Source organism: Microcystis panniformis FACHB-1757, assembly GCF_001264245.1.
In the GTDB taxonomy this organism is placed as follows: Bacteria; Cyanobacteriota; Cyanobacteriia; order Cyanobacteriales; family Microcystaceae; genus Microcystis; species Microcystis panniformis.
In genome coordinates, this window is the sequence record NZ_CP011339.1 from 854,296 (window position 1) to 880,161 (window position 25,866).

Below are 25,866 nucleotides of genomic sequence, written 5' to 3' on the forward strand. Positions count from 1 at the left end.
AAATCAACAGGGATAGGAAGGCTCTGTAACCGCACGATCATGGCTAAAATTGTCGGTGTTCACGGTATCGCGCAAGAATTTAGGGGTAGCAACACGATTTCTGCTGATTGGTTGCCAAGTCTCAAGGATGGATTGAAACTCGCGGGAACCGAGTTAAAGTCCGATACCGATTTTCTTTGTGCGTTTTACGGAGATATTTTTCGGGGAAAATCGAAAGCGCTCGGTATCCCGAACTACGATGTTAATGATATCGATTCCGATTGGGAAAAAGAATTACTTCAGTTGTGGTGGCAAGAAACGGAACGATTAGAAAATAATCATCCCAATGCGAATAGCCTTTTGAGAGAAAAATCTACCCCAAAAATTATCCAGAGAGCTTTGTCGGGGTTAAGTGAATCTCGGTTTTTCGGTAGCATTGCCGAGAAATTGGTTATTTCTTATCTTAAGCAAGTGGGGAGCTATTTACACGATCGAAAGCTAAAACAGCAGATTCAAGAGCGAGTAATAGAATGTATCGGTGAAGATACGCGGGTACTTGTAGCTCATTCTCTCGGTTCGATCGTCTGTTACGAAACTTTATGTCAGCATCCAGAATGGCCGATTAAAGTCTTTGTCACTCTCGGTTCTCCTTTGGGGATAAGACAATTAATTTTCGATCGACTGCAACCATCCCCCCGCAATAACCTGGGGCGCTGGCCCGGAAATGTGGAAAGATGGGTAAATATCGCGGACGATGGCGATGTGGTGGCGTTGACAAAGCAACTCAACCCTTTATTTGAGGGAACTGTCGAGGATAAGCTAGTTTATAATGGTTGCGAGGCTCATGATGCCAAAAGGTATCTGACGGCGGTTGAAACTGGGGAAGCGATTCGATCGGGGTTAATCGATTGATGGGTAATGGTATGGATGAAGAAATCAAGTATTATCTAATTGCTTGTGGGACGAAGGATTACAACGCATTCGAGCAATTACCCAGCGTCGAGACGGATTTAGAACTGGTGAAAAGTCTGTTTACCAGTGGTTTTGGATATGAAAGAGTTCTGCCAAGTTTACACTTGAATCCCACAACTAACGATCTTAAAATACTATTCCCTAATTGGCTTCGGGATAGAGAGCGGCATGGAACGAAAAATATTCTTATTTTTTACTATTCTGGTCATGGCGAATATTGTCCAGGTGATAGACATTATCTCATACTGGAAGACACAAATAGTGACGATATACCTTCAACGGCTTTACCGACTCAAGACTTAGTTCTTCCTCTTAACAATAAGCAAGTAAAAATCTCTCAAATTCTCTATATTATTGATACTTGTTACTCCCAAAGTGGTGCGGGAGATATTATAAAATTCGTTAGCGATGCGATCAAACAATATGAAGCGGTTCGAGGAGCTAATATAGCTATTCATGTTATGGCAGCTTGTAGGGCAAAAGATACAGCGATCGAAGGCGTTTTATCCCGATCGCTGCAACAAGCTCTCGATGATATAGAAGCGATCGAGTTTTATTCCCACTCTGGATATGTCGATCTAGGTTGGTTGGTTCATAAAATGAACCAAAATGTTGACAGTAATCAGCGTGTTAATTATTCTGCGCTAGGAATTGAAACCTATGCTAGGTTTTTTCCTACTTATCCTAAAGCTGACCAAAAATGGGAAAATCAACGATTTAATTTAATCGAAAAACTTTTCAATATTTTAAATATTAATTCTGATAATAGTTTATTTTTAATCAACTCTTTTCTGTTAGTCTATGAGGATCCTAAATCATCATCTATTTCAAACATACAAGAGCTTAGAGAAAAACTAAAAGATTTATCTAGTAAGCCAGTTAATAAAGAAATATGTCCTTTGATTTTATTTTCTGAGTGGTGCAGATTGAAGTTATTTAAGGATGAAACCCTAGATATTGCTGACAATATTGATACTTGGAAAGTTGAAGCTGTTCGATATAGGGATGGTGTGCAGTTAGACACAATCAAAAAATATGCGAGAGAATTGTGGGATAAATTTAATAAAAATATCGAACTAGAAGGAAGAATACAAATTGTAATCTCACCCGCAATTGATAAACATAATAATACTGGCTTACAAACAGAATATTTTCATGTAAATACGATGTTTTTTGTGGGAATAAACAATAAAATTAAGTTATGGAATATCTATAAAAAAGAACAAGGTTTTATGTTAGAAGAAATGCAAAATAGTTTCTATCAGGTAATTCCTGAAATGTTTTACTATTTACCCGATCGAGTGAGACTAGAGATTGAATTTTTCCTTCCATTTGCTTTGCTGAAACACTCCCTAGAAGATATTAAGTTTAGATGCGGTGAGGGGCCATCTATCGGATACGAGTATCCTGTTTTTATTAACTCCTTCGATCGCTATTTCGATGAAGATTTCCGAGAAATACGCGACAAGATCGAGGAGATCAAGAGAGCTTTATGGGAAAATAATAGCGATCTTGACCAGAAAGATTACTACATCGGAACCGAACCATCGATCGCCGATCTGGAAGATATCGTGGAATCCCTGCCGATCGCCGTCTGGAGTCGAAACGCCAACCAACCGATGACAGATAACGATCTAAAACCCTCGGAATGGAGAAACTGGCCCGATAAGACCAAAGAATTACGCAGAAACAAGCGAAAAATCGCCCTTTTCTGGGACGATCCATACCCCAAACCCTCCCCGAGACCGAGACCTCTAAACACGAGAGTGGTGGAATCCAATGGCCGATAAACCAGTTCCCAAACCAGAAGACCTTCGCATCTATCGGGGTTTGACCCTGAGTGCCGATAGTTTACCCACACCCAAAGAACAAAGAAAACACCTCGATCGCATCCCACCGCCACCTCCTTGGCGCAGTTTTAGCCTGTCCCCGGAAGAATGGACAAAAGCGGCAAAATCGCAGAAAATACCGCCCAAACAGGGAAAAATCGACCCTAGGGCTTTAGGATTCGTCGCGGATAAAAAAGCGGTGGAATTGGTGAATGCTGCCCTCTGTTTGCGTCGTCCCCTACTGATCGAGGGCAACCCCGGCGCCGGCAAGACTTCCCTGGCCTACGCAGTGGCGCGGGAATTGGGATTACCCGGCCCCTACCGTTGGTCGATCGTTTCCCGCACCACCCTTAAAGAGGGTCTTTATGCCTACGATGCGATCGGACGGTTACAGGAAGCTTCCCTACAAAGACAGAAAGTGGGAGAGGGGGGAGAGTACGAGGAGCCGGATATCGGCAGCTATCTAAGATTAGGCCCCATGGGGATGGCTTTTTATCAATCCCGTCCAGGACGACCGGCGGTGCTGCTAATTGATGAGATCGATAAAAGCGATATCGATATGCCTAACGATCTCCTCCATATTTTCGAGGAGGGATTTTTTGAGATCCCGGAACTGACACGATTAAAAACCGGCAACCAATCCGTTCTTCCCTATCGCGGTCAACAGGAGGACAGCGAGGAAAAAATCCCGATCGATCGAGGTTGTGTGTCTTGTCAGGAGTTCCCCCTAGTATTCATGACCAGTAACGAGGCCCGGGAGTTTCCCCCCGCTTTCCTGCGTCGATGTTTGCGTTTAAGACTCGAACAACCCGACAACGAGGATGATTTCTATCGGATACTAGAGCAACGTTTCCCCCCGGAGAGCCTAAATCAATTGGACGAACCGGCCAGAAATCTGATCCGGGAATTTCTCGATCGAATTAAACGCAAAGACAAACTAGCCACGGATCAACTGCTCAACGCGGTCTATCTGTTACTACAGGGAAACGACCTCACCGCCACCGATCGCCAATCGCTGCTAGACACCATCTTTAAATCCTTGCAAGGGTAGGGGGAGAGATGGAAGGGAAAAAAGCCATCTGGTGGGAAGACGAGAGGGAAATGGCAGAACTGATCTGGTGCGCTGCTTACCTCGATCGAATTATCGCGCCTTGGTCGATTGAGCAGTCTGAACAGTCGGAAGCAACCTCATCTAATGATAAGGAGGATAACCGGTCATCCGGCAGCGGTGAAGAAACCCCTCCCCCCGGAGCGATCGAGTCAACGCTCCCCGTTGCCTATCCCGAAAACATCGATCGCCAGACGCAGACCTCCCGGAAGCGCGATTCGGTCGAGAGCGATCGTTCTTCTCCCGTTCGCGTCCCCGATCCCTTTCCGATACCCGAACCCACCGCTATCAGTAAGGCAATTCTTCCCCTAGCGCGTCGCGTGCCTGGATTACGGGCCGACGAGTTGGATATCGAGGTTACAGTGGAACGGACGGCCGAAGCGGGGGGATTACCGATTCTCGCTTTCCGACCCCCCCTAGAACGTTGGTTAGAGGTTCACCTGTTGATCGATCGCTCTCCCCCGATGGAATTTTGGGGAGATCTAGCGGGGGGAATGACCACCCTCTTCCGTTGGCAAGGCTTTTTTAGGGATGTGCGGGTTTGGTGGTTCGAGACGGGTGAAAATGAAGCTCGTTTGCTTTCCGGCGCCGGGCAAATCGAACGGAACCCTCGCAGTCTGGTTGCACCCTCTGGGAACCGACTTTTTATTGTCCTAACCGATACTTTGGGGAAAGCTTGGCGATCGGGGTCTGCCTTCGCCACCCTAGCGGATCTGGGAAAAGAACACCCCGTCACCATCGCTCACATTTTCCCGCAGGAGCTATGGCAACGAACCGCTTTAGAGGGAGCAATCCTCCGGCCTTTGATTGCACCGGGTCCCGCTTCTGCCAATGCAATACTGCAAGTGGGGGAAAGACTCCGCACGAAGCAGATTCTCTATCGGTTCCCTATTTTCAATCTATCCCCTGCTCACTTTGCAACCTGGGCGAAATTTATCGCTGGGAGCGGTGGTAACTCGATTCAGGGGGTTTTAATGGGAGCAACCACTGCGGGGGTGAATATGGGTGAAACCGGAGAAGAAGAGGCAGCCGCTCCGGAAGCGGAATCCCCGGAAGAGTTATTGAGAGGCTTTTTAATCGATGCCAGTCCCTTGGCCCGAGAACTGGCTAAAGTGCTGGCGGCCGTTCCCCTGATTCCTCCGGTGATGCGATTGGCACAGCGGCGATTTTTACCCGATAGTAAACATTGGCATCTAGCGGAGGTCTTTTTTAGCGGACTGGTCGAAAAATCTACCTTTAGTCCGGAAGGAGCGACGGTTACGGATGCTTGGTACGATTTTTACCCCGGCATTCGTCAGTTACTGTTGGCAGATAGTGCCGCTAGACGCACGATCGATATTTGGCGCGGCATCGGCGATCATATTCGCGACCATTACGGCGAATTTCGCGATTTTTCGGCTCTAATCCCCAATCCACAGGGTTCTCTAGCGGATGCAGTCAGCGATCGCTCTCTCTATTTCGCTGAGGTGGACGCGGCTGTTCTCCGCACTTGGGGGGGAGAGTACGCCGATATCGCCCAAGACATCGAGGAGAGAGTGAGGCAGCGAAAACAGGAAATCTTGACCCCGGAAAAACTCCTAAAATTCCCCTTCAAGACCCTATACGTCAATAAACGGGGAATAATTACCAAAAGAGAATCCCTGGAGGCCTACTACTACGAGGAACCCCTAGGCAAGGGAATCGAACCCCTGACTATGGTTGCTATTCCAGGGGGAACTTTCCTGATGGGTTCACCGGGAGAAAAGGACGATTTCAAGTCTGAAAAACCCCAACACCCCGTGAGCGTCAGTGCTTTCTACCTGAGCCAGACTCTGATTACCCTGGCGCAATGGCGGTTCGTGGCCCACCTACCGAGGGAGGGAAAAGACCTCAATCCAGACCCCGCGAGCTTTAAGGAAAGCGATAATAACCCCGTCGAGTCCGTGAGTTGGTACGATGCGATCGAATTCTGCGCCCGTCTGTCCCGTCACACGGGAAAAAATTACCGTTTACCGAGCGAGGCCGAGTGGGAATACGCTTGTAGAGCGGGAACAACCACCCCCTTCCACTTTGGCGAGACGATCACGGCAGAACTGGCGAATTACAATAGTTCAAAGGTCTATCAACAAGAAAAGGCGAAAAAATCCCCACACAAAACCACCCCCGTCCGCTCCTATCCCCCCAACGCCTTCGGGCTGTACGATATGCACGGGAATGTTTGGGAGTGGTGTTTAGATCCGTGGCACAGAGATTATCAAGGCGCACCGCCCACAGACGGGAGCGTTTGGGACGAGACAAATAATGATAATCGTTATGAAAACTTATTAAATAGTATAAATGAACTCTTGACGGATAAACGAATTGGTGTGCTGCGGGGCGGTTCTTGGTACCTCAATCCGTATTACTGCCGTTCTGCTTACCGCATCAGCGACTTCCGCCGCGACTACAACTACTACAACCTCGGTTTTCGGGTGGTGTGCGGTGCCGGGAGGACTTTGTAACCCTTTTCCCCTTTTTTTCCCTTTTTTCCCTCATTCCCTTTTCCGGAATTTTTTTGGGCAAGCTATGGTACAAATGTATTAGTTTAGGGGGTCAATTACCTGGGGGGTTTGATCCCCCTGCCCCCTTGATAAGGGGGGTGCCGATCCCCCCTGCCCCCTTGATAAGGGGGTGCCGATAGGCGGGGGATCTCCCTTGATAAGGGGGGTTTGATCCCCCTGCCCCCTTGATAAGGGGGGTTTGATCCCCCTGCCCCCTTGATAAGGGGGGTTTGATCCCCCTGCCCCCCTTAATAAGGGGGGTGCCGATCCCCCCTTAGTCCCCCCTTGATAAGGGGGGTGCCGATAGGCGGGGGATCTCCCTTGATAAGGGGGGCATCTGATAATTTTTAACGCCTACCTACTTAGGGTTTGCTGAAAAAGTAAAAAACAAAAACTCTCAAAAATCAGCCCGAATTTAAGATAAGTTTTTCTGTTGAGAAATCAGCTTTTTTATCATCTTTTCTAATCAAAGAGGGATGAATAAAGCTAAATTTAGATGTATAAAGAAATAGGGACAAAAAAAGACAGTTAACCTGTCTAAGCAGGTTAGAAAGATTGATGACTAAAAAAGTAATGGCAATGGAAGTTTCTGAAGTTTTATCAAGTTTTGTCATGATACAATCAAGACTATATCTTCTTTTTGCTTGACCAAATTTACCTTCAATTGCATTCCGAATTCCTTCATCCTCAAGAGCTTGTTTTTTAGTTTCTTTACTAATATTTTTAGGTGGTCTTCCTAGAGGAACTCCACTGATTCTAATTCCTCTTTCTTTACACCAAGCTAGATTTTTTCTAGTTCGATAAATTTTATCAACATGAACTGATTCTGGATAATATCCTGTGAATTCTTTATACTCTTCTACTTGCGCTTGTAAGTCCCCAGATTCATTAAAATTATCCCAACTTAAATGGTCTAAAAATACATAACTCTCAAAACAGCTTACTGAGATTTTTGCTCCAAATTCAACTGGTTTTCCTGCTTTTCCTCTAACGATAGGGCGGATGTGTGGTTGGGTTATACTCACAATTCTATCATCAATTCTCGATGATTTATTTTCCCACATCCACAATTGTTGACGATAAACTTCTGTCACCACTAACAACATTTTGTAGTTTCTTTTGCTGAGACTACTTAACTCTGATCCCCCCTCGATTAATTTCTCTATTTGAGATAGATTTCTTTTGATATATTGCAGTTGCTTCTTGATAGCTTCTCGTCTTTCTTTTTGAGAACAACGACGTTTTTTGGCTACTTTTAAATAATCTTTTCTCGCTCTTTTTCTATAAGTTCTTGGCTTTTTCTTCAGCTTGATTCTCAAACTTTGATAGAGACAATCTAGAATGTTTTCTGTTTTCTTTCTTGCTTGATTTAATATCCCTAAATCCTGGGGATAACTTAGATCAGCAGGTGCGCAACTTGCATCTAATATTAATTTTCCTTTATTTTTTATTTGACTCTCTTTTTCTTCTTCTTTTCTTTCACTTTTTTCTTCAATTTCCTTCTTTTTTCTCTCTCTCATCACCATTCTTTTATTAATTTTATTGATTAAATTCTTACTGATTCTTTTACGAAAATTAACGAACATTGTCGCATCAAATAGAGCTTCATTACTATAGGCTGACATCCCTAGAAAATACTGTAAATAGGGGTTTTCCTTGATTTGCTCTATGGTTTCCCTGTCGCTTGTTTTTAATTTTTCCTTAATAATTAATGCTCCTAATGCCATCCTAAATGGTTTGGCTGGCGCACCCATTTCTTCGTCAAAATTTTGGGCATATTCTTCTTCAAATTCTTCCCAGGGAATTAACTCTGCCATTATTATCCAGCGATTATCTGCTGATAATTTTCCCTCAAAAGGCAACTCAAAGTTTTCTGGGGCAATTGAAGACTCGTTCGTTTTTCGGTACATATGTTCTTGTCGGATAAGTGCAAGGGTATTTTAGCAATTTTAGCCGTTTTCTGTCCCTTTTTCTTGACTTTTTGGGAATTTAATATGGCTGTAATCCTTATATCATAAGTATTTCACAGTTATTCAGCAAACCCTACTTAGCGTCAGAACATCTATTGCTGCCGCAAAAGTCGTTCGAGTAGGCTGGGTGCAACCCAAAAGCCAGCTTCTTGGAGACGTTCAAAGGTTACTCTTAAATCGAGCAATCCGAATTGGGCAGCATCTTTGACAATGCCCAAAAGTCCAATAATTCTTAAGCCACGCTCCGAAGCAATTTGCCTCCCTGCTTTGTCATCTAAAATAATCAATTCAGCTTCAATTTGCTCTGCTAGTAAAATCGCTTCTTGCTCACCCGGATCGAGTTTTTCCAATCCTGACCTTGAGGATGTCCTAACAATTTCAATCCGGAGCCAATCAGGGGGGTTAGCAATCCAATTGCGAACGATAGATGGAGATTCTGAGGCCTTTAATTCATCAGCTACAGCTTCAGGAATGACCACAAGCTCATACAGTTCTTGTAGGATCATAATTTGGTCAATTAAGAGCAGGTAGCAAATCGGAGAAGTGTCAGAAACAACTATCATTTTGCTCTGAGTTCTTTGAGAGTTTGCAAATCGCGTTCCAGTTCAATTTCATCATAATTCAGATAGACTCCCATCCGCTTTAAAAAGGCATGAGTTTCTAACCGAGAAGGTAATTGAAGGATGCGTCCAACTTCGGCCGTACTCAAGATACCGGCACGGTAAGCATCAGCAATAACCATTTCCAGCAGTTTATGAGCCAAATTATCGCCTGTTTGACCTAATCTCTGGGCGATTTCGTCGGGAATATCAACAGTGATTTGCATAAAATTATCGGAGTCGCTACCAGTTAGTTTTATCATAGGTGAAATAGATGGCTCTTCCAGTTTTTGTGTGGAAGGAAGAAGAATAGGGATAATTTGGGTGCATCTCAATTTGGTCGAAATATCTATAGGACATTTTGGGCGCACACAGTTCGATAAACTCACTGACCACAGTGCGGCCCTACCATTGGCGTAATAATATTATTGTAGGGGCGAATTGCATTCGCCCTCAGGGTTTGCGGCAAAAAGTTTTTTGTGGGGGCGGGGTGTGGGGTAGGGTCGTTTCATTCCCTCAAATGTCATTCTCTCCAATCCAACAGAGTTTTTAGATTTATTCAGCAAGCTCTATCTAGGGTTTGCTGAATAAGTACGGGCGAAGCATTCGGATAGAAAATCTACCTTTTCACCGATAGGTTATTGTCCGAATGCTTCGCCCCTACAGGACGCGGGCCGATGAAGACGCAAGGTTTTGAACGACGATTCTCTCAAAATCTTGCACCTGTGGGAGCGAGAAAAGCCCCAAAACCTTTACTTTGCCTACATTTCAAATTTATTCAGCAAACCCTATCTAGCCGGTCTGAGATTAACCCTAGCCAAACTCATCCAACGCTCGCAAAGTTGGGAAGCGCACCTAGTCCAGGGAGATACCCACCGACTACGGCGGGATATCTTCGATTCTTACGAATTCACCAGAATATCGGATATTGTTGTGATCGCCGTCGTTCACTCACCGAAATACAGGTGAACCCGATTGCTCGTCCAGGTTGCCACCCCCGTGCCGAAAAAATCCGCGTCTTCCCCAACACGGCACGGATGAGAATATTGGCATCCAGAACGATTCTTTTCGTCATCGGAAATTTTGGGTCTGAAACCCCGCCGTTCTAGGTTGGCTTTACTTTAGAATTAAAAGGCCAGTCTCGAAAACCAAGTGGACGGCGCAGCACCTTGAAAACTCGGCTTAGGGGGTTCCGACCAGAAAAGCTTGGCCGGGTAAAAAGTCGCGCGCAACAAGTACAAGAAGCTATAGGCGGTCAACGTACCGTGGGACACAGGGAATCGGGCTTCTGAAATGGGGCGAAAGTCTGTGGACTCTGTGTAAGACAGTACATGGTTTTTTAACTGTGGTATGCGACGGTGGTGGAAGCAGAAACTTAAATCGTGAGGTTTAGGAATCGCCGCACTTTTAGGGCGGCGAGGATGTCAATTTACCGTTCCCCGTTCTCTTAATCCTCTTTCAGATCGCAAATCAGCAACGCCTGGGGAGAGTTTGCTGATAGCCAAGGGCTAAGAGATGACAGAGTTGGTGATATAGTAACTAAAGATCACACTTAAATCTAACCTTGCCATAGATGCACAAATCTCGAATCTGGCAACCTCAAAAATCTCCCGTCTCTAACATCAGTTTTAGCGATGAAATGAGGTAAGAATTTTGACCAAAATAATTAGCGACCGCATTGCCGTTTATCTGCTCATCGGTGGACTCCTGTTTAGAACAATCATCGCCCTGGGGCTTTATCCCGGGTATGATGAAGCCTATTATTATGTTTACAGCCATAATCTAGATTGGAGTTATTTCGATCATCCGCCAATAGTAGCGATTTCCACGGGTTTTGGGACTTGGATCACGGGATTAGTCAATCAATTTACCATTCGCTTCGGGACTCTCCTCCTCTATACTGGCAGCCTCTGCTTGCTCTATCTGACGGCTTTAAAATTGTTCAGTCTGCCGGTCGCCAGAATGACTTTAGCGATCGCGACCCTGATCCCCATCTATGGGATTGTCTTCGGGATTCTCTCGCAGCCAGATAGTCCTTTAATCTTTTTTTGGTCATTAACAGTCTATTTAGCTGCCCAAGAATTCTGGCCAATTCGGGAAAAAAACTATCATCCTAGCTATCGTCTGGCTTATATTGGACTTGCCGTAGGATTGGCGGTTTTAAGTAAATATCATGGCTTTATTTTGGGCTTTGGTTTAGTTTTATTTTGTCTGACCACTCCCCGCTATTGGCCTGTATTTAGATCGCCCTGGTTGGGATTAGGATTTATTCTCTTTTTGATAACTTTATTGCCAATTATATACTGGAATATTAACCATGATTGGATTTCCTTTCGCTTTCATTTAGAAGACCGTTTTTCTGGAGAACCCAAAGCCTTTAATATTCTCGGTATTCTCTCGGTTGTTGGCATTAGTATCGCCACGATGTTTCCTCCTTTCGGTCTGCCGATGTGGTGGGTGACATTTAAAAGCTTTGCCGAACAAATTCCTAACTTTATCTCGAAAAAAAGATTTTTTCATCGAGAAGAAGAATCACTAAAAAAATGGTTAATTCTCTCGGTTTCTCTGCCTTTAATCCTGGGAATGCTTTATGTGGGTGCTTCCCATTATCTCGCCCCTAGTTGGATTTTACCCGGGTTCTGGTCCTGCACAATTTTATTAGGAGAAAAGGCCAATACTTGGCAGCAATCTTCTCGAATCTGGGTAAAAAGATGGTTATGGGGATCGGGAATTTTTATCGTTACTGTTTTATCTATAGCAATGCTTCACGTTACTTTTGGCACTTTCCAAAAACCCAGTCAATACGCAATTTTTGGGGGAATTATTGCCCCAGAACAGGACCCTTCTCGGGAAATTGTCGATATCGATCAACTGCGCCAAGGCTTTGCTAATTCGCCCGAATTATTAGCACTTTTAAAAGATTCTAGCTTCGTTTTTACCCATAATTTTTATGTGACAGCATGGCTAGATATGGCTCTCTATCCCCTAGTTCCTATTCCCGTCACCTGTTTTAACAACGATCAAAGGGGTTATCAAATTTGGTTTAATCCTCAAGAATGGATCGGTAAAAATGGTTTATTAATTACTACAAATAGTTCTCTAGAAAGACCAGAAATAATCGATCGCTACCGTCCCTATTTCCAAGATATAATTAAAGTAGCTGTCATTCCGATCAAGCGCGGTGGTGTCGCCATCGAACAATTTCATGTTTACCAAGCTAAAGGACTAATTAAAACTTATCCTTAAAGCAGTTATAGCGGATAGGGGATAGATAAAATAGTCCATATATACTGATAACTTCTATCTCCTGAATTTTGTAAACTTTTTTACTTTTTGCTTGATAAATATGTCCATTCATCGAGTTCGTATTGCTAGAGATAAAGGGGAATTTGTCCAGTCCTTAGTTAATTTTAATCAGGGAATTGGACCCTTTCAAACCTATGCTGATGTCATCGCTTTTGCGGCGGCTTTAGGGGTAAGATATCAAGAGAGGGTGGCGATAGAAAATGTAGCGAAGGAACCCTCACCTATTAACCTAGAAATTTTTATTTCTCGTGGCTACGATACCCTAATCAAATTATTGGCAGTCAATGAATTGCAAGACACGAAAATTCTGTCTCCCCACGGGGTAGATTCGGAAGCTTTGCGAGTGACAATTTTCGAGGAATATGCCAACGCCGGTTTAGCAAGATTAGAACGAGAATTGCGCGGTGCGGTGGATTATACTGAAAGATTATTGTTAATTATCAGTCAGGAACGTTTTCGAGAAATTACTGCCACAACGGAATTCGATTTAGGCAGATTTTTGTAGTAGAAATCTTAGTTAAGTACCTAAGTAAAATTAATTACACATATCTAACCACCTCTTGCCTCTTGCCTATCTTCACTAGGAAATTAATTTTGCACGACTACTTATCAGTGTAGTTTGGTATGGGCTTTTTTCTCATAGGTGCGTTCAAATTTTGTGCGGGTGTAATTGGCAGCGATCGCTATTGCCAAAGCCAAAATTGCGAAAATAAGGGCAGTAATTTGATAGATAGACTGATTTGGGGATAAAATTGCCAGTAAAGCTAATAATATCCCCATTAAAATTGCGATCTGTTTAGTTTTTACCATTTTTTCATGGCATCGCTATAGGTGCGACAGTGGACAGTGTGACGAGAATAGCGATCGAGGGGTAAAGGATCGGATAAATCGATCGCCGTTGTCCGCTGACTGGTGTAGCCTTGATAGTAGGGGAAAGAGTCCCCATAGCGATCGAACCATTGACGTAACTCAATCACCAAGGCATCGGAACTTTTTAAGGGTAAGTATAATTTTTGTAAACTATCTCTTGACTTTTCCACCATTTGCTGCTGACTTTGAATTAAAGGTAGATCATCTTCGAGGATGCGACTTTGACGCAGATGTTCCAACCAGCGCCAACGGTATTGACGGGAGTTAACGGCAAAATTTTGGTAACGTCGCATCAGTAAGCGAGAACGACCTTGACCCAGAGAAATCCCGTATAAAGCCAATCCAGCACACCAATGGGGATTAGGCAGAGCAAAACGATAATGAACGAGATTAGGGGCTATAAAATCCAGATATTTCCAGCTTTCCTGCGGATTGCGGCTATTGCGCCACTGACTGCGAATTCCCCGCGCCGAGATTTCGAGGATTTGGAAGGCTAACGGTTGAGCATTTTCCCGTTTTGCCCCGAATTCGCTGCGATCATGGCTAATATTAACATGGGCGGGATCGAGGAGATTTTCGAGTAAATAGCCCTGTTCATAGGGAAAATCGATGACATAATCGGTATGGACACAATTGGGGTCTTCTAGGTCTTTGATGATAGGAATATCGCTTTCTTTCGCTGTTTCCTCTTCTCCTAACCAAACCCAGAGGACTCCCTGACGTTCCACCACCCGATAGGATTTAACCTTGGCATTGCGGGGAATCGGGGTATTGACTGGCAGTTGGGGAATATGGGAACATTTTCCATCCGTCTCGAACTGCCAACCATGGTACAAACATTCTAAACGCCCAGCGATCATCTGTCCGGTGGAGAGTTTCGCCAAGCGATGGGGACAGCGATCAAGCAAACAGCCCCATTTTCCCTGCTGATCGCGAAATATTAGCAATGGTTGCCCATAAAGAGAGAAAGAGTAGGGATTTTTTTGCCAATCCTGCACGAATAACACAGGATACCAACAATTTTGGTAGTGAAAATAGTCATCCCTAGGCAGGGGTTGAGATTGATCAGTGCTTGTCATGGGGGTGAGAGAGAAAAAATATTAATCATCATCATAATATCGGTGCGGCCAATTGATCTCTGTCTTCCTACTATCTTTTAATTAATCGGAAAGAGACTAGGAGAGGGTGGAAATTCCCGATAGGCGTTAATTGTAGCCAAAAAATCGATTGTAAAGCCTTTTATTGATTTCGTATAGTAGCCAAATAATTAAAAAACAGACAGAGATGAATAGCAAAGGTTTTTTAGTCAGTAAATTCTGCAAACTCCAGAATAGTTGCTGCGGTTGAGTGACTAGATACCAACTATTCAGTCGGAGAAACCTTCCTAAATAGATACCGATCGCACTTAAAAAATGGAGAGTTATTTCTAGGGGTAAAACTGCTGAATTTAGCTGACTTTGCTGACAATAACTTTTTAAATTAAGTAAGGAGAGAACGTATAGCTGAAAGCCAATAAAAATAAAGAAGCTATACTGGGGAATTAAAACTAAAAAAATTAAACTTTTGGCGTAATCCTCCTGAACATAAGAGATTAAATGAATGCTATCGGTGAGAATATAGGGAGCATTGGGTAAAAAAAGCACAAAAACTAAGAGAATTAACCACCAGAGTAGGGAACGATCGAGGGTGATCCGAAATAGCCAAAAGCTGAGGACAAAGGGGATAAAAGCCAGAAAAGAATTCCAGATAATTCTTCCGGTGCTAAGGTTAAATAATTGCCAAGCATTGTGCCACCAATCCCTAGTTAAAATTATCGTTAAATCTGCCCAAATCATCTCTTAAATACCAGTATCCTCTGGGGTTGATAAATATCTTAACCAATTTTTTAAAGATTCCGGAAAAGGGATTCTTTTTCTAGCGGTGGGAGCGATGCACACATGGCGAGTTTTCGCTTTTGCGACCATGATTTCAGCCAAATAAATTTTATACTGCAATTGAAACTCGTTTTCGCTCAGGGATCGGGCAGTGAAATCAATCTGTATTTGATCGCCACAAAAAAGAGGCCGAAAAAACTGGATTTCCGCTTGAGTAATCGGTAGGGCAACCGGAGAATCTTTGAAAAAATCCTTGATATTAATGCCAAATTGTGCTAAAGAAAACTCGTAGGCTTCATGACAGATCGAGAGAAGATGGGCAAAGTAAACCACACCGGCCGCATCGGTATCGGCCAGATAAATTAGGCGTTCATAGGACATAAAAAGCTTATTGTCTTTCTAGAAAGGTTAAACTATCTTGTAGTTGTCTTAACTCGTCTCGATGGGCTTTGACAGTTAATTCCGTTTGCTGAGATTTGCTTTCTACTTTAAAAGCCACTTCCTCTAAACGGCCGACTTTTTGCCAATAGAAAACACCCGCGAGGGGAGATAAACCCACAAGAGCAAAAATATAGGGATTAGTATCGGGAAATAACACCGATAACACCAGTGAGAAGCAAAATAAACCCAAGGCAGCTAAAATTGTCAAAAATATCGCTAGAAAGGGGCTAGGCGGCACAAAACCCTGTAATCTGACAATATTCTGTTCGGGTTCGATCGCCTTGACTTGATAGGAACGTCGGTCAAAATAATCTCGCAGTTGTTCTAATAGTTGGTCGTCACTGGTACTGGTAAGATAGACACGCTGTTCGATACGCTCTTTGACGGAACCGCGAATAAAAAAGAATAATCCCACCATGAGCAGGAGAGTCAGAAAAAAAGTTGAGGAAAGAACGGGGGTATCCATGGCAGCGGTTAGGAGCGAAAAAACTTACAATTAATCCTAATTATCCTAACCTATCTTCTCCCCGATTTAGAAGATAGACCCTAGGAGCAAAACCTCGATCGAGAATCAGAAAAATTTAACCCCAAGGCAGATTCATGGGCAACAATCTATTAACAGGATTAATCGAACCCTTACAGTATAGTTTCATGCAGAGATCCCTAATTGAAGCTATCATCGTCGGGATCATTTGTGCGGTGGTGGGAACCTACCTGATGGTACAACGTTTGGCCCTCTTGGGCGATGCCATCAGTCACTCGGTCTTACCCGGATTAGCGATCGCTTTTATTGGTAATTTTAATCTGCTACTGGGTGCTTTACTAGCCTCAATGGTCAGTACTCTACTGATTAACTTGATCCGTAATCGTTCCCCAATCAAAGAAGATGCGGCCATGGGTATCGTTTTCTCGGCTTTTTTTGCCCTTGGCATCACCCTGATCACTCTCATCCAAAAAAACAACAAAATTGACCTGAATCACTTTCTCTTCGGCAATATTCTGGGTGTTACTGCTGCCGACATCCGCGACACCCTAATTATTGCCGTTATCGTTTTGTTAACCGTTTTGCTCCTGTATAAAGAACTATTATTCTACACTTTCGACAAAATCGGGGCGCAAGCGGCGGGTTTACCAGTAAATTTATTAGATTTAGGCTTAATGCTCCTGATCGGTCTGACAATAGTTGCTAGTCTGCAAGCGGTGGGAGTAATCCTCGTTTTGTCCCTTTTGATTACCCCCGCGGCCACTGCTTATCTTTTAGTTACCCGTCTCCATCAAGTCATGGGTTTAGGTGTGGGTGTGGGTATTATTTCTAGTATCAGTGGGATGTATTTAAGTTATTACTGGAATTTACCCTCTGGACCAGCGATCGTGCTTGTCGCTTTTAGCCTATTTATGTTGGCCTTTTTATTCAGTCCCCGTCAGGGAATTTTCACCCATCCCTCTAGTCTAGGTGGTCAACTTTCTATCTGGGGAGAGATGAAAAATTTGTTGAGACGACGTTAGTTTGCAGCAGAAGGTGGGGTTTTTGGCCCGTGATCAAAAACAGCCGACGACTGACGACTAAAAAACTGATAACTGCTATAAGTAGGTGGGTGGAATTAAATATAAGATGAACGTAGGTTGGGTTGAAGCATGAAACCCAACGCCCGATTATGTTACGCTACCGCTAACCCATCCTACAAATAATTGTGCCTCCCTACTTAAGTAGTCGGACAAAATTAATTTCCTAGTCGAGACTCCGAGACAGCAGAGGATGCCCTATCCGGTTATACTTCATCTTTATGATAAACGCCTTAAGTAGGTTTGGCTGAATAAATCTAAAAACCTTGTTGGGTAAGACTTTTAGACTTTTTGTCAATCAAAAAGTCCCAGCTCTGGGAGTGATCGGGGGGAAAATTCCTGGACTTTTTCCCTGAAAATTAGGTAATTGACCCCCTCAAAATCGGTAAAACCCTACACCCCCCCTGGGTTGGGGGGGCCACACCCTGTCCCCAGGAAAAACTTTTTCAGCAGACCCTAAGTAGGCGACAGTTTTTGAAAAATGGTATAAGAACTATAAATGTCAATTGATCGACTTAAATCTTAAACTAAATAATCAAGCCCGAATCGCCCGGTATTGGAGGGACAAAACAACTCGTGAGTATAACTGATTTAATCCAAAAAGGCGGAGTGGCCATGTGGCCACTGCTTTTTCTGTCTATTTTAGCTCTTAGCACTATTATCGAACGAATTTGGTTTTGGAGTCGTACTCTCCTCAGTGAGGGCCAGATTTTAAATCGCATTATGGAATCCGCCATCCGTAACTGGGATTTGGCGGCAAAAGTCGCCGGAGATTCCCGCAATCACCCCATTGGTAGCTATCTCTACGCACCCCTGCGCTTAGAAAATCCAGATCCAGAGGTTTTTCACTTTGCCCTCGAATCGGCTGCCGATGAACAATTATCCCTAATGAAACGGGGCGATAAAATCCTTGAGGCAGTCATTGCCCTTTCTCCCCTGTTAGGATTATTAGGGACGGTACTCGGTTTAATTACCTCTTTGGCCAATATTCAATTAAGTGACCTGGGAACTTCCTCCACAGCCGGAGTAACTTTAGGTATTAGTGAAGCTTTAATTTCCACCGCTACCGGCTTAATTGTCGCTATTTTTAGCCTCGCTTTCTATCGTGTTTTTCAGGGACTCTGGTTCAATCAAGCCCGAATTTTTCGCAAGGCCGGCAGTGATTTAGAAATTATCTACCGCCAACGCTGGTTACACCAAGAAGACCAACAATACGCCCTCAGTGCTAACCTAGAAAAACCTCTCGATCGCTAAGTCTCCCCCCTTATCAAGCATGGCCGAAACTAAATCTCTTAACCACAAAAAGCCAAAAAGTAGCCATATTACGGCTCGTCCGCTCAAATTATGGCATGATCAACAGCGCATTCAAGAGGATGTGCAGGTTAATATCATCCCCTTGATCGATGTAATTTTCTGTATTCTCACTTTCTTTATTCTCGGTGCAGTGGGATTATCTCGCCAACAGGCTATCAGCCTCGATTTACCGAAAGCTAGTACCGCCACCACCCCGATGCGGGAAATGTTGGTGGTTAGTCTCGATGATTTCGGACAACTCTACGTCGAAAAACAAATGGTGACTCGCGCCCAGTTGTTCGAGGCGATCAAGAATTATCATCAATATAGTCCCAATGGACTGATGGTACTGAATGCCTCCAGAAATGCCAGTTATAACGAAGTGGTTGGGGTTTTAGACCTACTGCGACAGGTAGGCGGTGATCGTGTGGCTTTAGCGACGCTATCGGGGGAGGCTAACAATCCCACCCTGGAAAATAGCAATCCTTTGCCCAATTTGCCGACTAATCCCACCTTGCCCAGTTTACCCAATCCTCTGGGCAGAAATTAACTAGGAATGGATGCGATAGGTAAGTAATTGTTCTTCGAGAGCAGCAATGCGATTGTAGGCCGCTGTCAATTGTGCCGTTAATCGGCGAATTTGGATTTCATCGGCAAAAGAATTATCGCCATTGACAGCTGGCGCTTGTTTGCCACCGTGATCCCGGAGAATATCTTTATGATCGTAGAGGCTATTATCGGATAACTCGGAAAAACCGACCATTTCCAGGGATTCTCCCAGGGAATGACTCGATTTATCCCCAGCTAGGATAGCAATTTGCTGGCTGAGGCTTTCGACAATATCCTGTAGACGCTCGACTTTCTGCTCAAGACTGATAATCTGTTGTTGTAGTCCATTCATGCAATTACCTAGGGATAAAGGAGGTTTCCCCTCTATGCTAGGCTCTGGAGGAAATGGACTATAACAATTTATGATTGATTTAACGATCCCTTTACTACCCTTAACGAAAATATGGCACGGGAAGTCCCCACACGAGACCGAAGCAGGATGGGGATGTGCCGAGTGCCTCCTTTCCCCTTGATCAAAACCTATGCCACAACAAGGACTTAAGCATATTTTGAGACTTTTTAGAATGAAATAGCCCTGGCATCGGTAATCGCACTCGACATAAAAATTAGCTCACCAATCTAGATAAAACTTCTCGATGAATTAAAGCTCGATCGATTAAAAAATGTTTGCGATCGCTAGTTAATCCCTCTCCATTGGCATAAAAATCAATCCAAGTGGTACTAATATCATTAACTGCCTCTGGTAACTGATCTAATTCCCAACCTGGCATCGGTACTTCGGCAATTAATCGCGACACTTTCGGATCATAACTAAGGGCAAAACAACGACAATCTTCTGCTGCGGCCATAATTAAACTATGAAAGCGCATTCCGATCACCATTTCTACCCCACGAAATAAGCCTTTTAACTGTCTTGGATCCTCTAAAATAATGATTTGATGATTTTCCCTTAATTGACGTGCTACAGCTTCACAGAGGGGCAAATCCCGCGACTTTTGAAAAGGGACTAAGAGAATAAATGCCCCCGTACTGGTTTGCAAATCAATTAAAGCTTGGGTTAATTTATCTAATTTTGCTGGGGTTAATAGGGGATGGGGACGTAAATTGACGGCGATTCTTGGGGCAGGTAAATCCGATAATCCCTTGACTGATTGAGCGTCTAAAGCCCATACTGGATCGGGGGCAACAATGGGACTAATACCCCAATTGGCGACTAAATGAGCCGAAGTATCATCGCGCACACTAACTAAACTACATTGTTGTAAGACTTTTTTGGTTAACCAACGGGTAAAAGGTCTATTTAATGGTCCAATTCCCTGCCCCCAAGCAATAGTTTTTAAGCCCAATAATTGAGCAAGAGCCATTAAACCACCGTAATAAATTGGACTGGCAAAACTGGTGACATCCTGCATTAAACTGCCACCACCCCAGATAAATATATCGGCTTTTTTAAGAGTTTGAAAAACTTGCCACCAATCCCGACTAGGACAGGTTTCCACTCCATAACGTTGACTGGTTTCTCTGGGATTATTTGACAAAACAATAGGTTTAATTTCTGACGGCAGCATCTGCAATAGAGACACTAATAATGCCTCATCTCCTCCGTTTCCTCTCCCATAATATCCACAAATTACTGCACGCATATATCAGTTATCAGTTATCAGTTATCAGTTATCAGTTATCAGTTATCAGTTATCAGTTATCAGTTATCAGTTATCAGTTATCAGTTATCAGTTATCAGTTATCAGTTATCAGTTATCAGTTAATAGAGCTTTTCACGTTACTGAGGTATCGACAAGTTTTGCCAACAAAGGGTTTAAGCTCCTTGCTCATACCTCATTCTGATGAAAACTGCTATATCTATTTTCTTATTCCCACTCATAACTAATAGCTTAAACCTGATCACTGTTTACTGATAACTGATCACTGACTTAGTCGTCCATTTGCCAGGGTTCGGTGATGTTTTTTTCATCAAGGATATTTTTTGCTCTTAAAATCAAGACCAATTCACCTAGTATGGTGACATCGGGCGAACTATCAAACCATTGTAAAAAAACGGCATTATCCTTCTCCACTAGATAATAATTGTTCACGTCCCATTCGGCAAAAACTCGATCGATCACTAATAACACTTCCTCAGATCTGGTGGCAATCGATCGAGGTAATTGATCACTAGGCCATAAAATAGCTACAGGATCGATCGCCTTGAGAATTGCTTGCCAACCGGGGAGAGGCACAATTGTTTGTTTATCCCCCACCGTTACCAATCGAAAAGGTTCCTCGACGCTCAGACTTTCCGTGCATTTTATATCAGTTACCGTCACCGGAAATCTTCCTACTAAAGGAATAATTCTGGCTAATTCGTCCTCATCCTGTAAACGATGGACGGGCAGCAACGGTGCGCTACGGGTGGGAGTAACGGTAAAATCTTGTAGTAAAGACTCGATCGCCTGTCTGGCCGAGTCAGAATGGGCAAATTTCAAACCTTTAGCGATTAATTTCGCTCTTTCGGCTAAATCTCGCTTTTGTTTGCCCCGTTTCCAACACTGGTAAGCGATCGCATCTCCAGGATGACGAGTAAATTCACTGGGAATCTGGGATAAACGGGAAAAATCTTGGATAGCTTTGGCGATATCGTGTGCTTCAGCCACCTCAATCCTTTTTTCTGCCGCTAATTTCGCTGCCCCCAATCTTTGTTCTTGGTTGAGAATCCGCAATTCGTATAGCACATCACTGCGCGGCCCGATGTAGTAACTTAATAAATCTTCATCTGCCCCCGCTTTGATTAAACTCTCAAAAACTTGGGCAGCGACAATAATTAAATTTTGTTGGGCATTTTGAAAACCGGTTTGTTCAAAAATTAACTGGGAATCGTAGCCAGCTTTTTGCAGTTTTTGACATTTTTGCCCCCAATTCACCCAATTTCCTTCCTTATGAAGCAGCGAGCGCATTAATTCGGTCGCTTCCGTTTCGCTGATTCGATCATCTGTACTGCGAGGCTGTTCTGTCATAGACAACTTGATCAAGCTACAATAACTAAAATTTATCTAGTCCCTAAAAAATCTTCAATAGCAATTAAGGTTAACAGGATAGACTAGATAGTAACAGGATAGCTGACAATCACCCCCTTCATACCTGTTAGGGCAAGTTTATCTTCAATGTCTAGATTAAGAGTTAATGGAAGCATTCCCCCCTCGTCCACAACTAACCCCGGTCAAAGGACGATGAAAACCAAGCGTCACCCCAAAGATAGTGCCTTGGGTTTAGTCTCTACCCTCAGCTTTCCGGCGATCGTCGGGACGGCGGATATGATGCTAAAATCGGCAGAAGTTACCCTCGTGGGTTACGAAAAAATTGGCGGTGGTCACTGTACGGCGATCGTGCGTGGTAATATTGCCGATGTGCGGTTAGCAGTGGAAGAAGGGGCAAAAACCGCCGCACAGTTCGGACAATTGGTATCTAAATCGGTTATTCCCCGACCAATGCCCAATTTAGAGGTAATTTTCCCAATTGGTAGCCGTTTAGCCGAAATTGCCCAAAGTCAACGGGGTTTCAGCAAACTGAGCAATATGTCGATCGGTCTCTTGGAAACCCGTGGTTTTCCTGCTATGGTGGGGGCCGCCGATGCCATGTTAAAATCGGCCGATGTGCAGTTAGCTTCCTACGAAACAATTGGGGATGGTTTGTGTACGGCCATTATCCGGGGTTCCGTCGCTAATGTGGCCGTAGCCATTGATGCGGGAATGCGGGAAGCAGAGAAAATCGGTGAACTGCACGCGGTGATGATTATTCCCCGTTTATTGGAGGATTTAGAACATACCCTACCGGTAGCCAGCTACTGGTTAGAAACCCCCGAACCTTTACCGATGTTGTTACCCAATACTGTCCGGGAAAAACAACGGGAATTGGTCGCTTTACCAGAATTGGAAAAAACCAAAATACCAATTCGTCGCCAAGAAATGCAGGAAAAAGTGTTAGAAGAAGTGATTCCCGTGGAAGTTATCACCGATGAGGACAGTTATTAATTTTTATTTTCAACCTTGCTCCTGTGCTGCTAAAAGTATAGGAGCAAAAGGTTGAATTAGGATTTGCTGAAAACGTTTGTTGGTGGGTGTGGATTTCCAGGTAAAAAATCTTTACAGAAGGCCCCGACAATTAAAAGAATCGAATAATGATAAATTTTTATCAAGGGGTGCGGTCAGATTGAATAATCGTCGGTAGAATGAGCCTATGTTGTCAGAAATTTAGTTAAACAAGGTTTTTGGCAATATACTAATCTGGCTAACACGCTTTTGGGCGTGATATAGGGAAAAGCTCTGGCGGTTGCGCCTAAATGAGGTGATATACCGAAAGTTGACCCATATCGTTAGTCTGGAGAGTTTTAGGCAGAAAGTTGACCTATAATATGTGGTTAGCCGCGTCCGAGGTAGAACAATGGCGGAGCCGAAACGACTGATTGATATCCAATTGGAGATGCTTAACGCTGAACTGAACCATATCGGTGGGGCGATCCGTCAACATGATGAGATCACCAAGTCGGTTAAGAACTGGGCCGTCGTGACATGGACAGCTAGCATTGGCTTGTTCCTCAAGGACCCAAATTTGCACTCACTCATCTGGTTGACAGCCATCGTGCCTTTGGTGTTTTGGATTGTGGATGGTTCCTTTCGCAGAATTCAGAGGAGTCTCATTAGTCGCATGCAGGAGATTTCACACTACGTAAACTCGCCGATGTTCAGAACAGCAGCCGAGAACGGGTCTGCCTTGGAGTTCCCGCTGCTACTGATGCGAAGGAAGACCAAAGATTTCAAAAACACGCTTCCAGGCACGATGTTGTTTCGATCGGTATCGCTGCTCTATCTGGGTTTGGCGTTTTGCAGTTCGCTGCTCTGGCTGACTGTGAAGTGAGAATGAGGGAGCTAACCAAACGCTCCAGCCGACTGCTACGGCTGCGGCTGAGCGTTGACGTTAGGTTTCAAACCAACATTGCGATCGCAATGTTGTAGGGTGCGTTCCCTAATGTGGCTCTTACTGCTCCACCGATCGATTTTGGGGAACGCACCATGCACATTGATTGAAACTGTGGGTTTAAGTGCGATACCGAAGACACTGGGTAGCACCCATAGATGTCGTTAGGCCTTCAATCTACTTACAGATCAGAGGCAGGCATTGACAATTAATGTAGGATTAGTTAGTATGATGATCTAATCCTACCAAGCTGTCGTAAACAGTTTATGGCAATGAGTAAGAAAGTTAGCATAACCTTAGACGACGAAGTTTTGGAATTTGTAGATCGACTAGCAAGCAATCGTAGCAGCTTCATAAATGATGTTCTCTGGCAAGAGAAGAGAAGGGTTTTTATGAAAGAGCTAGAAGAAGCTTATAAAGATCAGGCCAATGATCCAGAGATGCAAGCAGAAATCTCTGTCTGGGATATTGCAGTGGGCGACGGTCTAAATGCCTAATGGAAGACTAACCTATAAGCGAGGAGAGATCTGGTGGGTCGATCTGAAACCCGCTGTTGGTCATGAAACCGATAAAGAACGTCCTTGCCTGATTTTACAAAACGATATTGGCAATCAAAATGGAACAACGACAGTAGTTGCTCCATTGTTGCCCGGGAAAAGGACTTATCCTTTTGTTGTCAATATTACACCGACAGTGCAGAATGGACTAGACGGAGATCGATACATCAACTTAAGTCAAATGAGGGCTGTAGATTCTCAAAGAATTAAGAATAAACAGGGTGTTTTAGAAGACGTTTATTGGGAAGAAATAGAGAAAGCAGTATGTATTGAGCTCGGTTTCAGCAAATCGCTATCGTCGTAGAGTTCGTTCCCTAAGGTGGTTCCTACTGCTCCAGCGATCGATTTTGGGGAACGCACCATGCACATTGATTGAAGCTGTGGGTTAAAGTGCGATGTGGGCTAATCTGGCTAACACGCTTTTGGGCGTGATATAGGGAAAAGTTCTGGCGATTGCGCCTAAATGGGGTGATATGGCGAAAGTTGACCCATATCGTTACTCTGGAGAGTGTTATACATAGAGTTGGCGTATAATATGTAGTTAGAACCTCTTAAATAGTGGGTCTGCAAGCTCAATGAAAAAAGAACGAAAATTTTCCGACTACAAATCCGAAGCTGAGGCGTGGATCACACTCGCCACAGGTGAGTATTACCCAGATATTCTTCCGGACGCTTGCCGATTATATGAGCCAGTTCTAGTCGAGTTTGGGCTATTGCTAAAGACATCGCATTCTTCCACTAACTTTTTCACCTCTATTATGGACACGAGGAATCAGTGGATGCGCACGCAGCTTTGCCGTGTATTTAAGAAGTACGTTAGCCCACAAACACCAGTTGAAATGTTAAAAAAAAAACAGACACAGATAGAATATGTGTTCAGTTTGGTGATGCTTTCAGGAATATTGTCGAAGTCCAGCAGAAATTTGACAGTCGCCCCATGCCCGACGAAGCGTTATGCGCAGTACTTTGGGAATACAAGGATCGCGGTAAAAAAGGGTATGACTTAACTGAAAGGTTATTCGATGTTCTGCGCAGCCAGCATATCGGGTTGGTTGTTACGGGCCCTGAAAGAGCGGGTAAAGATGTACTGCTAGGAAATGTTTTTAATGATTACCCGAAGCCAGATCGTCCAGTAGATTTCGTTATCTATGAAGGCAAGAAAGTGCTTGCTATTGGTTTGGCTCGCTACGACTCAGATCGCGGCGGTGCACAGGAGGATGATCGCACGGGTCAATATCGTGAAGTTGCCCAAGAGATTCTTGGCTATGCAGACAGTCATGGATTGCCGCATATCAAAGTGGTCTATGTAAATGACGGCCCAGGCCTCTTACTTGGTTCTATGTGGAATGATTACGCTTACATCGAAGATCAATGGCCAGACCGAGTAAAGGTTGTCACGCTGCGCATGGTTCCAGATCGCATCACATCTGAATGGTTGAGGTCTTAAG

General features: G+C 44.0%; 24 protein-coding genes and 1 pseudogene. 15 read left to right on the forward strand and 10 right to left on the reverse strand.

Translation table 11 applies throughout. The annotated features are described in order from the left end of the window. Nucleotides 1-39: 39 nt before the first annotated feature. Genes VL20_RS04175 through VL20_RS04190 form a run of 4 tightly spaced genes read left to right on the forward strand, consistent with a single transcriptional unit; the run spans nt 40 to nt 6,368 of the window. On the forward strand, nt 40-891 hold the full coding sequence (locus VL20_RS04175) for a hypothetical protein (protein ID WP_052275694.1): 852 nt from the start codon (nt 40-42) through the stop codon (nt 889-891). Further along, nucleotides 891-2,741 (forward strand): VMAP-C domain-containing protein, encoded by a 1,851-nt coding sequence (locus tag VL20_RS04180; protein WP_052275695.1) that lies wholly within the window; start codon nt 891-893, stop codon nt 2,739-2,741. Before VL20_RS04175 ends, VL20_RS04180 begins: the two co-directional genes overlap by 1 nt. Then, complete coding sequence (locus VL20_RS04185) at nt 2,731-3,831, forward strand: AAA family ATPase (RefSeq protein ID WP_052275696.1); 1,101 nt, start codon at nt 2,731-2,733, stop codon at nt 3,829-3,831. Before VL20_RS04180 ends, VL20_RS04185 begins: the two co-directional genes overlap by 11 nt. Before the next feature lie 8 nt (nt 3,832-3,839). After that, on the forward strand, nt 3,840-6,368 hold the full coding sequence (locus tag VL20_RS04190) for an SAV_2336 N-terminal domain-related protein (protein ID WP_052275697.1): 2,529 nt from the start codon (nt 3,840-3,842) through the stop codon (nt 6,366-6,368). A 443-nt stretch (nt 6,369-6,811) separates the two neighbouring features. Here the strand turns inward: VL20_RS04190 and VL20_RS04195 are convergent, their stop codons facing one another. The 3 genes from VL20_RS04195 to VL20_RS04205 all read right to left on the reverse strand — a co-directional run bounded on the left by VL20_RS04195 (nt 6,812) and on the right by VL20_RS04205 (nt 9,239). Then, nucleotides 6,812-8,317, reverse strand: a complete 1,506-nt coding sequence (locus VL20_RS04195) for an IS5 family transposase (protein ID WP_052275229.1) — start codon at nt 8,315-8,317, stop codon at nt 6,812-6,814. A 152-nt stretch (nt 8,318-8,469) separates the two neighbouring features. After that, on the reverse strand, nt 8,470-8,940 hold the full coding sequence (locus VL20_RS04200; protein ID WP_052275698.1) for a PIN domain-containing protein: 471 nt from the start codon (nt 8,938-8,940) through the stop codon (nt 8,470-8,472). After that, nucleotides 8,937-9,239 carry a UPF0175 family protein gene (locus VL20_RS04205; protein WP_052275699.1) on the reverse strand — a complete coding sequence of 101 codons (303 nt, stop codon included), beginning with the start codon at nt 9,237-9,239 and terminating at the stop codon, nt 8,937-8,939. The genes VL20_RS04200 and VL20_RS04205 overlap by 4 nt, the downstream gene beginning before the upstream one ends. A gap of 1,390 nt (nt 9,240-10,629) precedes the next feature. On the opposite strand from VL20_RS04205, the gene VL20_RS04215 reads away from it, so the two are divergent. After that, entirely contained in the window at nt 10,630-12,222 is a 1,593-nt protein-coding gene (locus VL20_RS04215) for an ArnT family glycosyltransferase (protein ID WP_052275700.1), read from the forward strand. Between the two features lie 100 nt (nt 12,223-12,322). After that, nucleotides 12,323-12,787: a DNA phosphorothioation-associated protein 4 gene (locus tag VL20_RS04220; RefSeq protein ID WP_002738176.1), complete on the forward strand. Its 465-nt coding sequence runs from the start codon at nt 12,323-12,325 to the stop codon at nt 12,785-12,787. A 104-nt stretch (nt 12,788-12,891) separates the two neighbouring features. Here VL20_RS04220 and VL20_RS04225 read toward each other — a convergent pair. The 4 genes and pseudogenes from VL20_RS04225 to VL20_RS04240 form a co-directional block, all read right to left on the reverse strand. After that, nucleotides 12,892-14,231, reverse strand: a pseudogene (locus VL20_RS04225) (aromatic ring-hydroxylating dioxygenase subunit alpha). A gap of 126 nt (nt 14,232-14,357) precedes the next feature. Then, the gene (locus VL20_RS04230; RefSeq protein ID WP_052275701.1) at nt 14,358-14,987 is read right to left on the reverse strand and encodes a DUF1361 domain-containing protein; all 630 of its coding nucleotides are present in this window, start codon (nt 14,985-14,987) and stop codon (nt 14,358-14,360) included. Between the two features lie 3 nt (nt 14,988-14,990). After that, the gene (locus VL20_RS04235; protein WP_052275702.1) at nt 14,991-15,407 is read right to left on the reverse strand and encodes an acyl-CoA thioesterase; all 417 of its coding nucleotides are present in this window, start codon (nt 15,405-15,407) and stop codon (nt 14,991-14,993) included. Nucleotides 15,408-15,414: 7 nt separating this feature from the next. Next, nucleotides 15,415-15,933, reverse strand: a complete 519-nt coding sequence (locus tag VL20_RS04240; RefSeq protein ID WP_002734244.1) for a cofactor assembly of complex C subunit B — start codon at nt 15,931-15,933, stop codon at nt 15,415-15,417. 134 nt (nt 15,934-16,067) lie between these two features. Here VL20_RS04240 and VL20_RS04245 point away from each other — a divergent pair, with 134 nt between their 5' ends. The 3 genes from VL20_RS04245 to VL20_RS04255 all read left to right on the forward strand — a co-directional run bounded on the left by VL20_RS04245 (nt 16,068) and on the right by VL20_RS04255 (nt 18,873). Then, nucleotides 16,068-16,973, forward strand: a complete 906-nt coding sequence (locus VL20_RS04245) for a metal ABC transporter permease (RefSeq protein ID WP_004163173.1) — start codon at nt 16,068-16,070, stop codon at nt 16,971-16,973. A gap of 672 nt (nt 16,974-17,645) precedes the next feature. Further along, nucleotides 17,646-18,284, forward strand: a complete 639-nt coding sequence (locus tag VL20_RS04250; protein WP_002760669.1) for a MotA/TolQ/ExbB proton channel family protein — start codon at nt 17,646-17,648, stop codon at nt 18,282-18,284. Nucleotides 18,285-18,303: 19 nt separating this feature from the next. Beyond that, nucleotides 18,304-18,873 carry an ExbD/TolR family protein gene (locus tag VL20_RS04255; protein ID WP_052275703.1) on the forward strand — a complete coding sequence of 190 codons (570 nt, stop codon included), beginning with the start codon at nt 18,304-18,306 and terminating at the stop codon, nt 18,871-18,873. On the opposite strand, the gene VL20_RS04260 is transcribed toward VL20_RS04255, so the two are convergent. Both VL20_RS04260 and csaB read right to left on the reverse strand, forming a co-directional pair. After that, nucleotides 18,874-19,224 (reverse strand): hypothetical protein, encoded by a 351-nt coding sequence (locus tag VL20_RS04260; protein ID WP_052275704.1) that lies wholly within the window; start codon nt 19,222-19,224, stop codon nt 18,874-18,876. A gap of 274 nt (nt 19,225-19,498) precedes the next feature. Further along, the gene (gene csaB, locus VL20_RS04265) at nt 19,499-20,536 is read right to left on the reverse strand and encodes a polysaccharide pyruvyl transferase CsaB (RefSeq protein ID WP_052275705.1); all 1,038 of its coding nucleotides are present in this window, start codon (nt 20,534-20,536) and stop codon (nt 19,499-19,501) included. Between csaB and VL20_RS27265 the strand changes: the two genes are divergently transcribed. Continuing rightward, entirely contained in the window at nt 20,482-20,781 is a 300-nt protein-coding gene (locus tag VL20_RS27265; protein WP_128575134.1) for a hypothetical protein, read from the forward strand. The genes csaB and VL20_RS27265 overlap by 55 nt on opposite strands. A gap of 43 nt (nt 20,782-20,824) precedes the next feature. Here VL20_RS27265 and raf1 read toward each other — a convergent pair whose 3' ends face one another. After that, nucleotides 20,825-21,904, reverse strand: coding sequence for a RuBisCO accumulation factor 1 (raf1, locus tag VL20_RS04270; RefSeq protein ID WP_052275706.1), 1,080 nt, complete (start codon nt 21,902-21,904; stop codon nt 20,825-20,827). Between the two features lie 213 nt (nt 21,905-22,117). On the opposite strand from raf1, the gene VL20_RS04275 reads away from it, so the two are divergent. The 5 genes from VL20_RS04275 to VL20_RS32250 all read left to right on the forward strand — a co-directional run bounded on the left by VL20_RS04275 (nt 22,118) and on the right by VL20_RS32250 (nt 25,865). Then, complete coding sequence (locus VL20_RS04275; protein ID WP_002775137.1) at nt 22,118-22,918, forward strand: beta-carboxysome assembly protein CcmO; 801 nt, start codon at nt 22,118-22,120, stop codon at nt 22,916-22,918. Between the two features lie 409 nt (nt 22,919-23,327). Continuing rightward, nucleotides 23,328-23,801, forward strand: coding sequence for a hypothetical protein (locus VL20_RS04280; RefSeq protein WP_052275707.1), 474 nt, complete (start codon nt 23,328-23,330; stop codon nt 23,799-23,801). 332 nt (nt 23,802-24,133) lie between these two features. Continuing rightward, nucleotides 24,134-24,358, forward strand: coding sequence for a type II toxin-antitoxin system MazE family antitoxin (gene mazE / locus VL20_RS04285; protein ID WP_052278377.1), 225 nt, complete (start codon nt 24,134-24,136; stop codon nt 24,356-24,358). Continuing rightward, nucleotides 24,351-24,722, forward strand: coding sequence for a type II toxin-antitoxin system PemK/MazF family toxin (locus VL20_RS04290; RefSeq protein WP_052275708.1), 372 nt, complete (start codon nt 24,351-24,353; stop codon nt 24,720-24,722). Before mazE ends, VL20_RS04290 begins: the two co-directional genes overlap by 8 nt. Before the next feature lie 633 nt (nt 24,723-25,355). After that, nucleotides 25,356-25,865: a hypothetical protein gene (locus VL20_RS32250; RefSeq protein ID WP_249264976.1), complete on the forward strand. Its 510-nt coding sequence runs from the start codon at nt 25,356-25,358 to the stop codon at nt 25,863-25,865. The last annotated feature ends 1 nt before the right edge of the window (nt 25,866 follow it).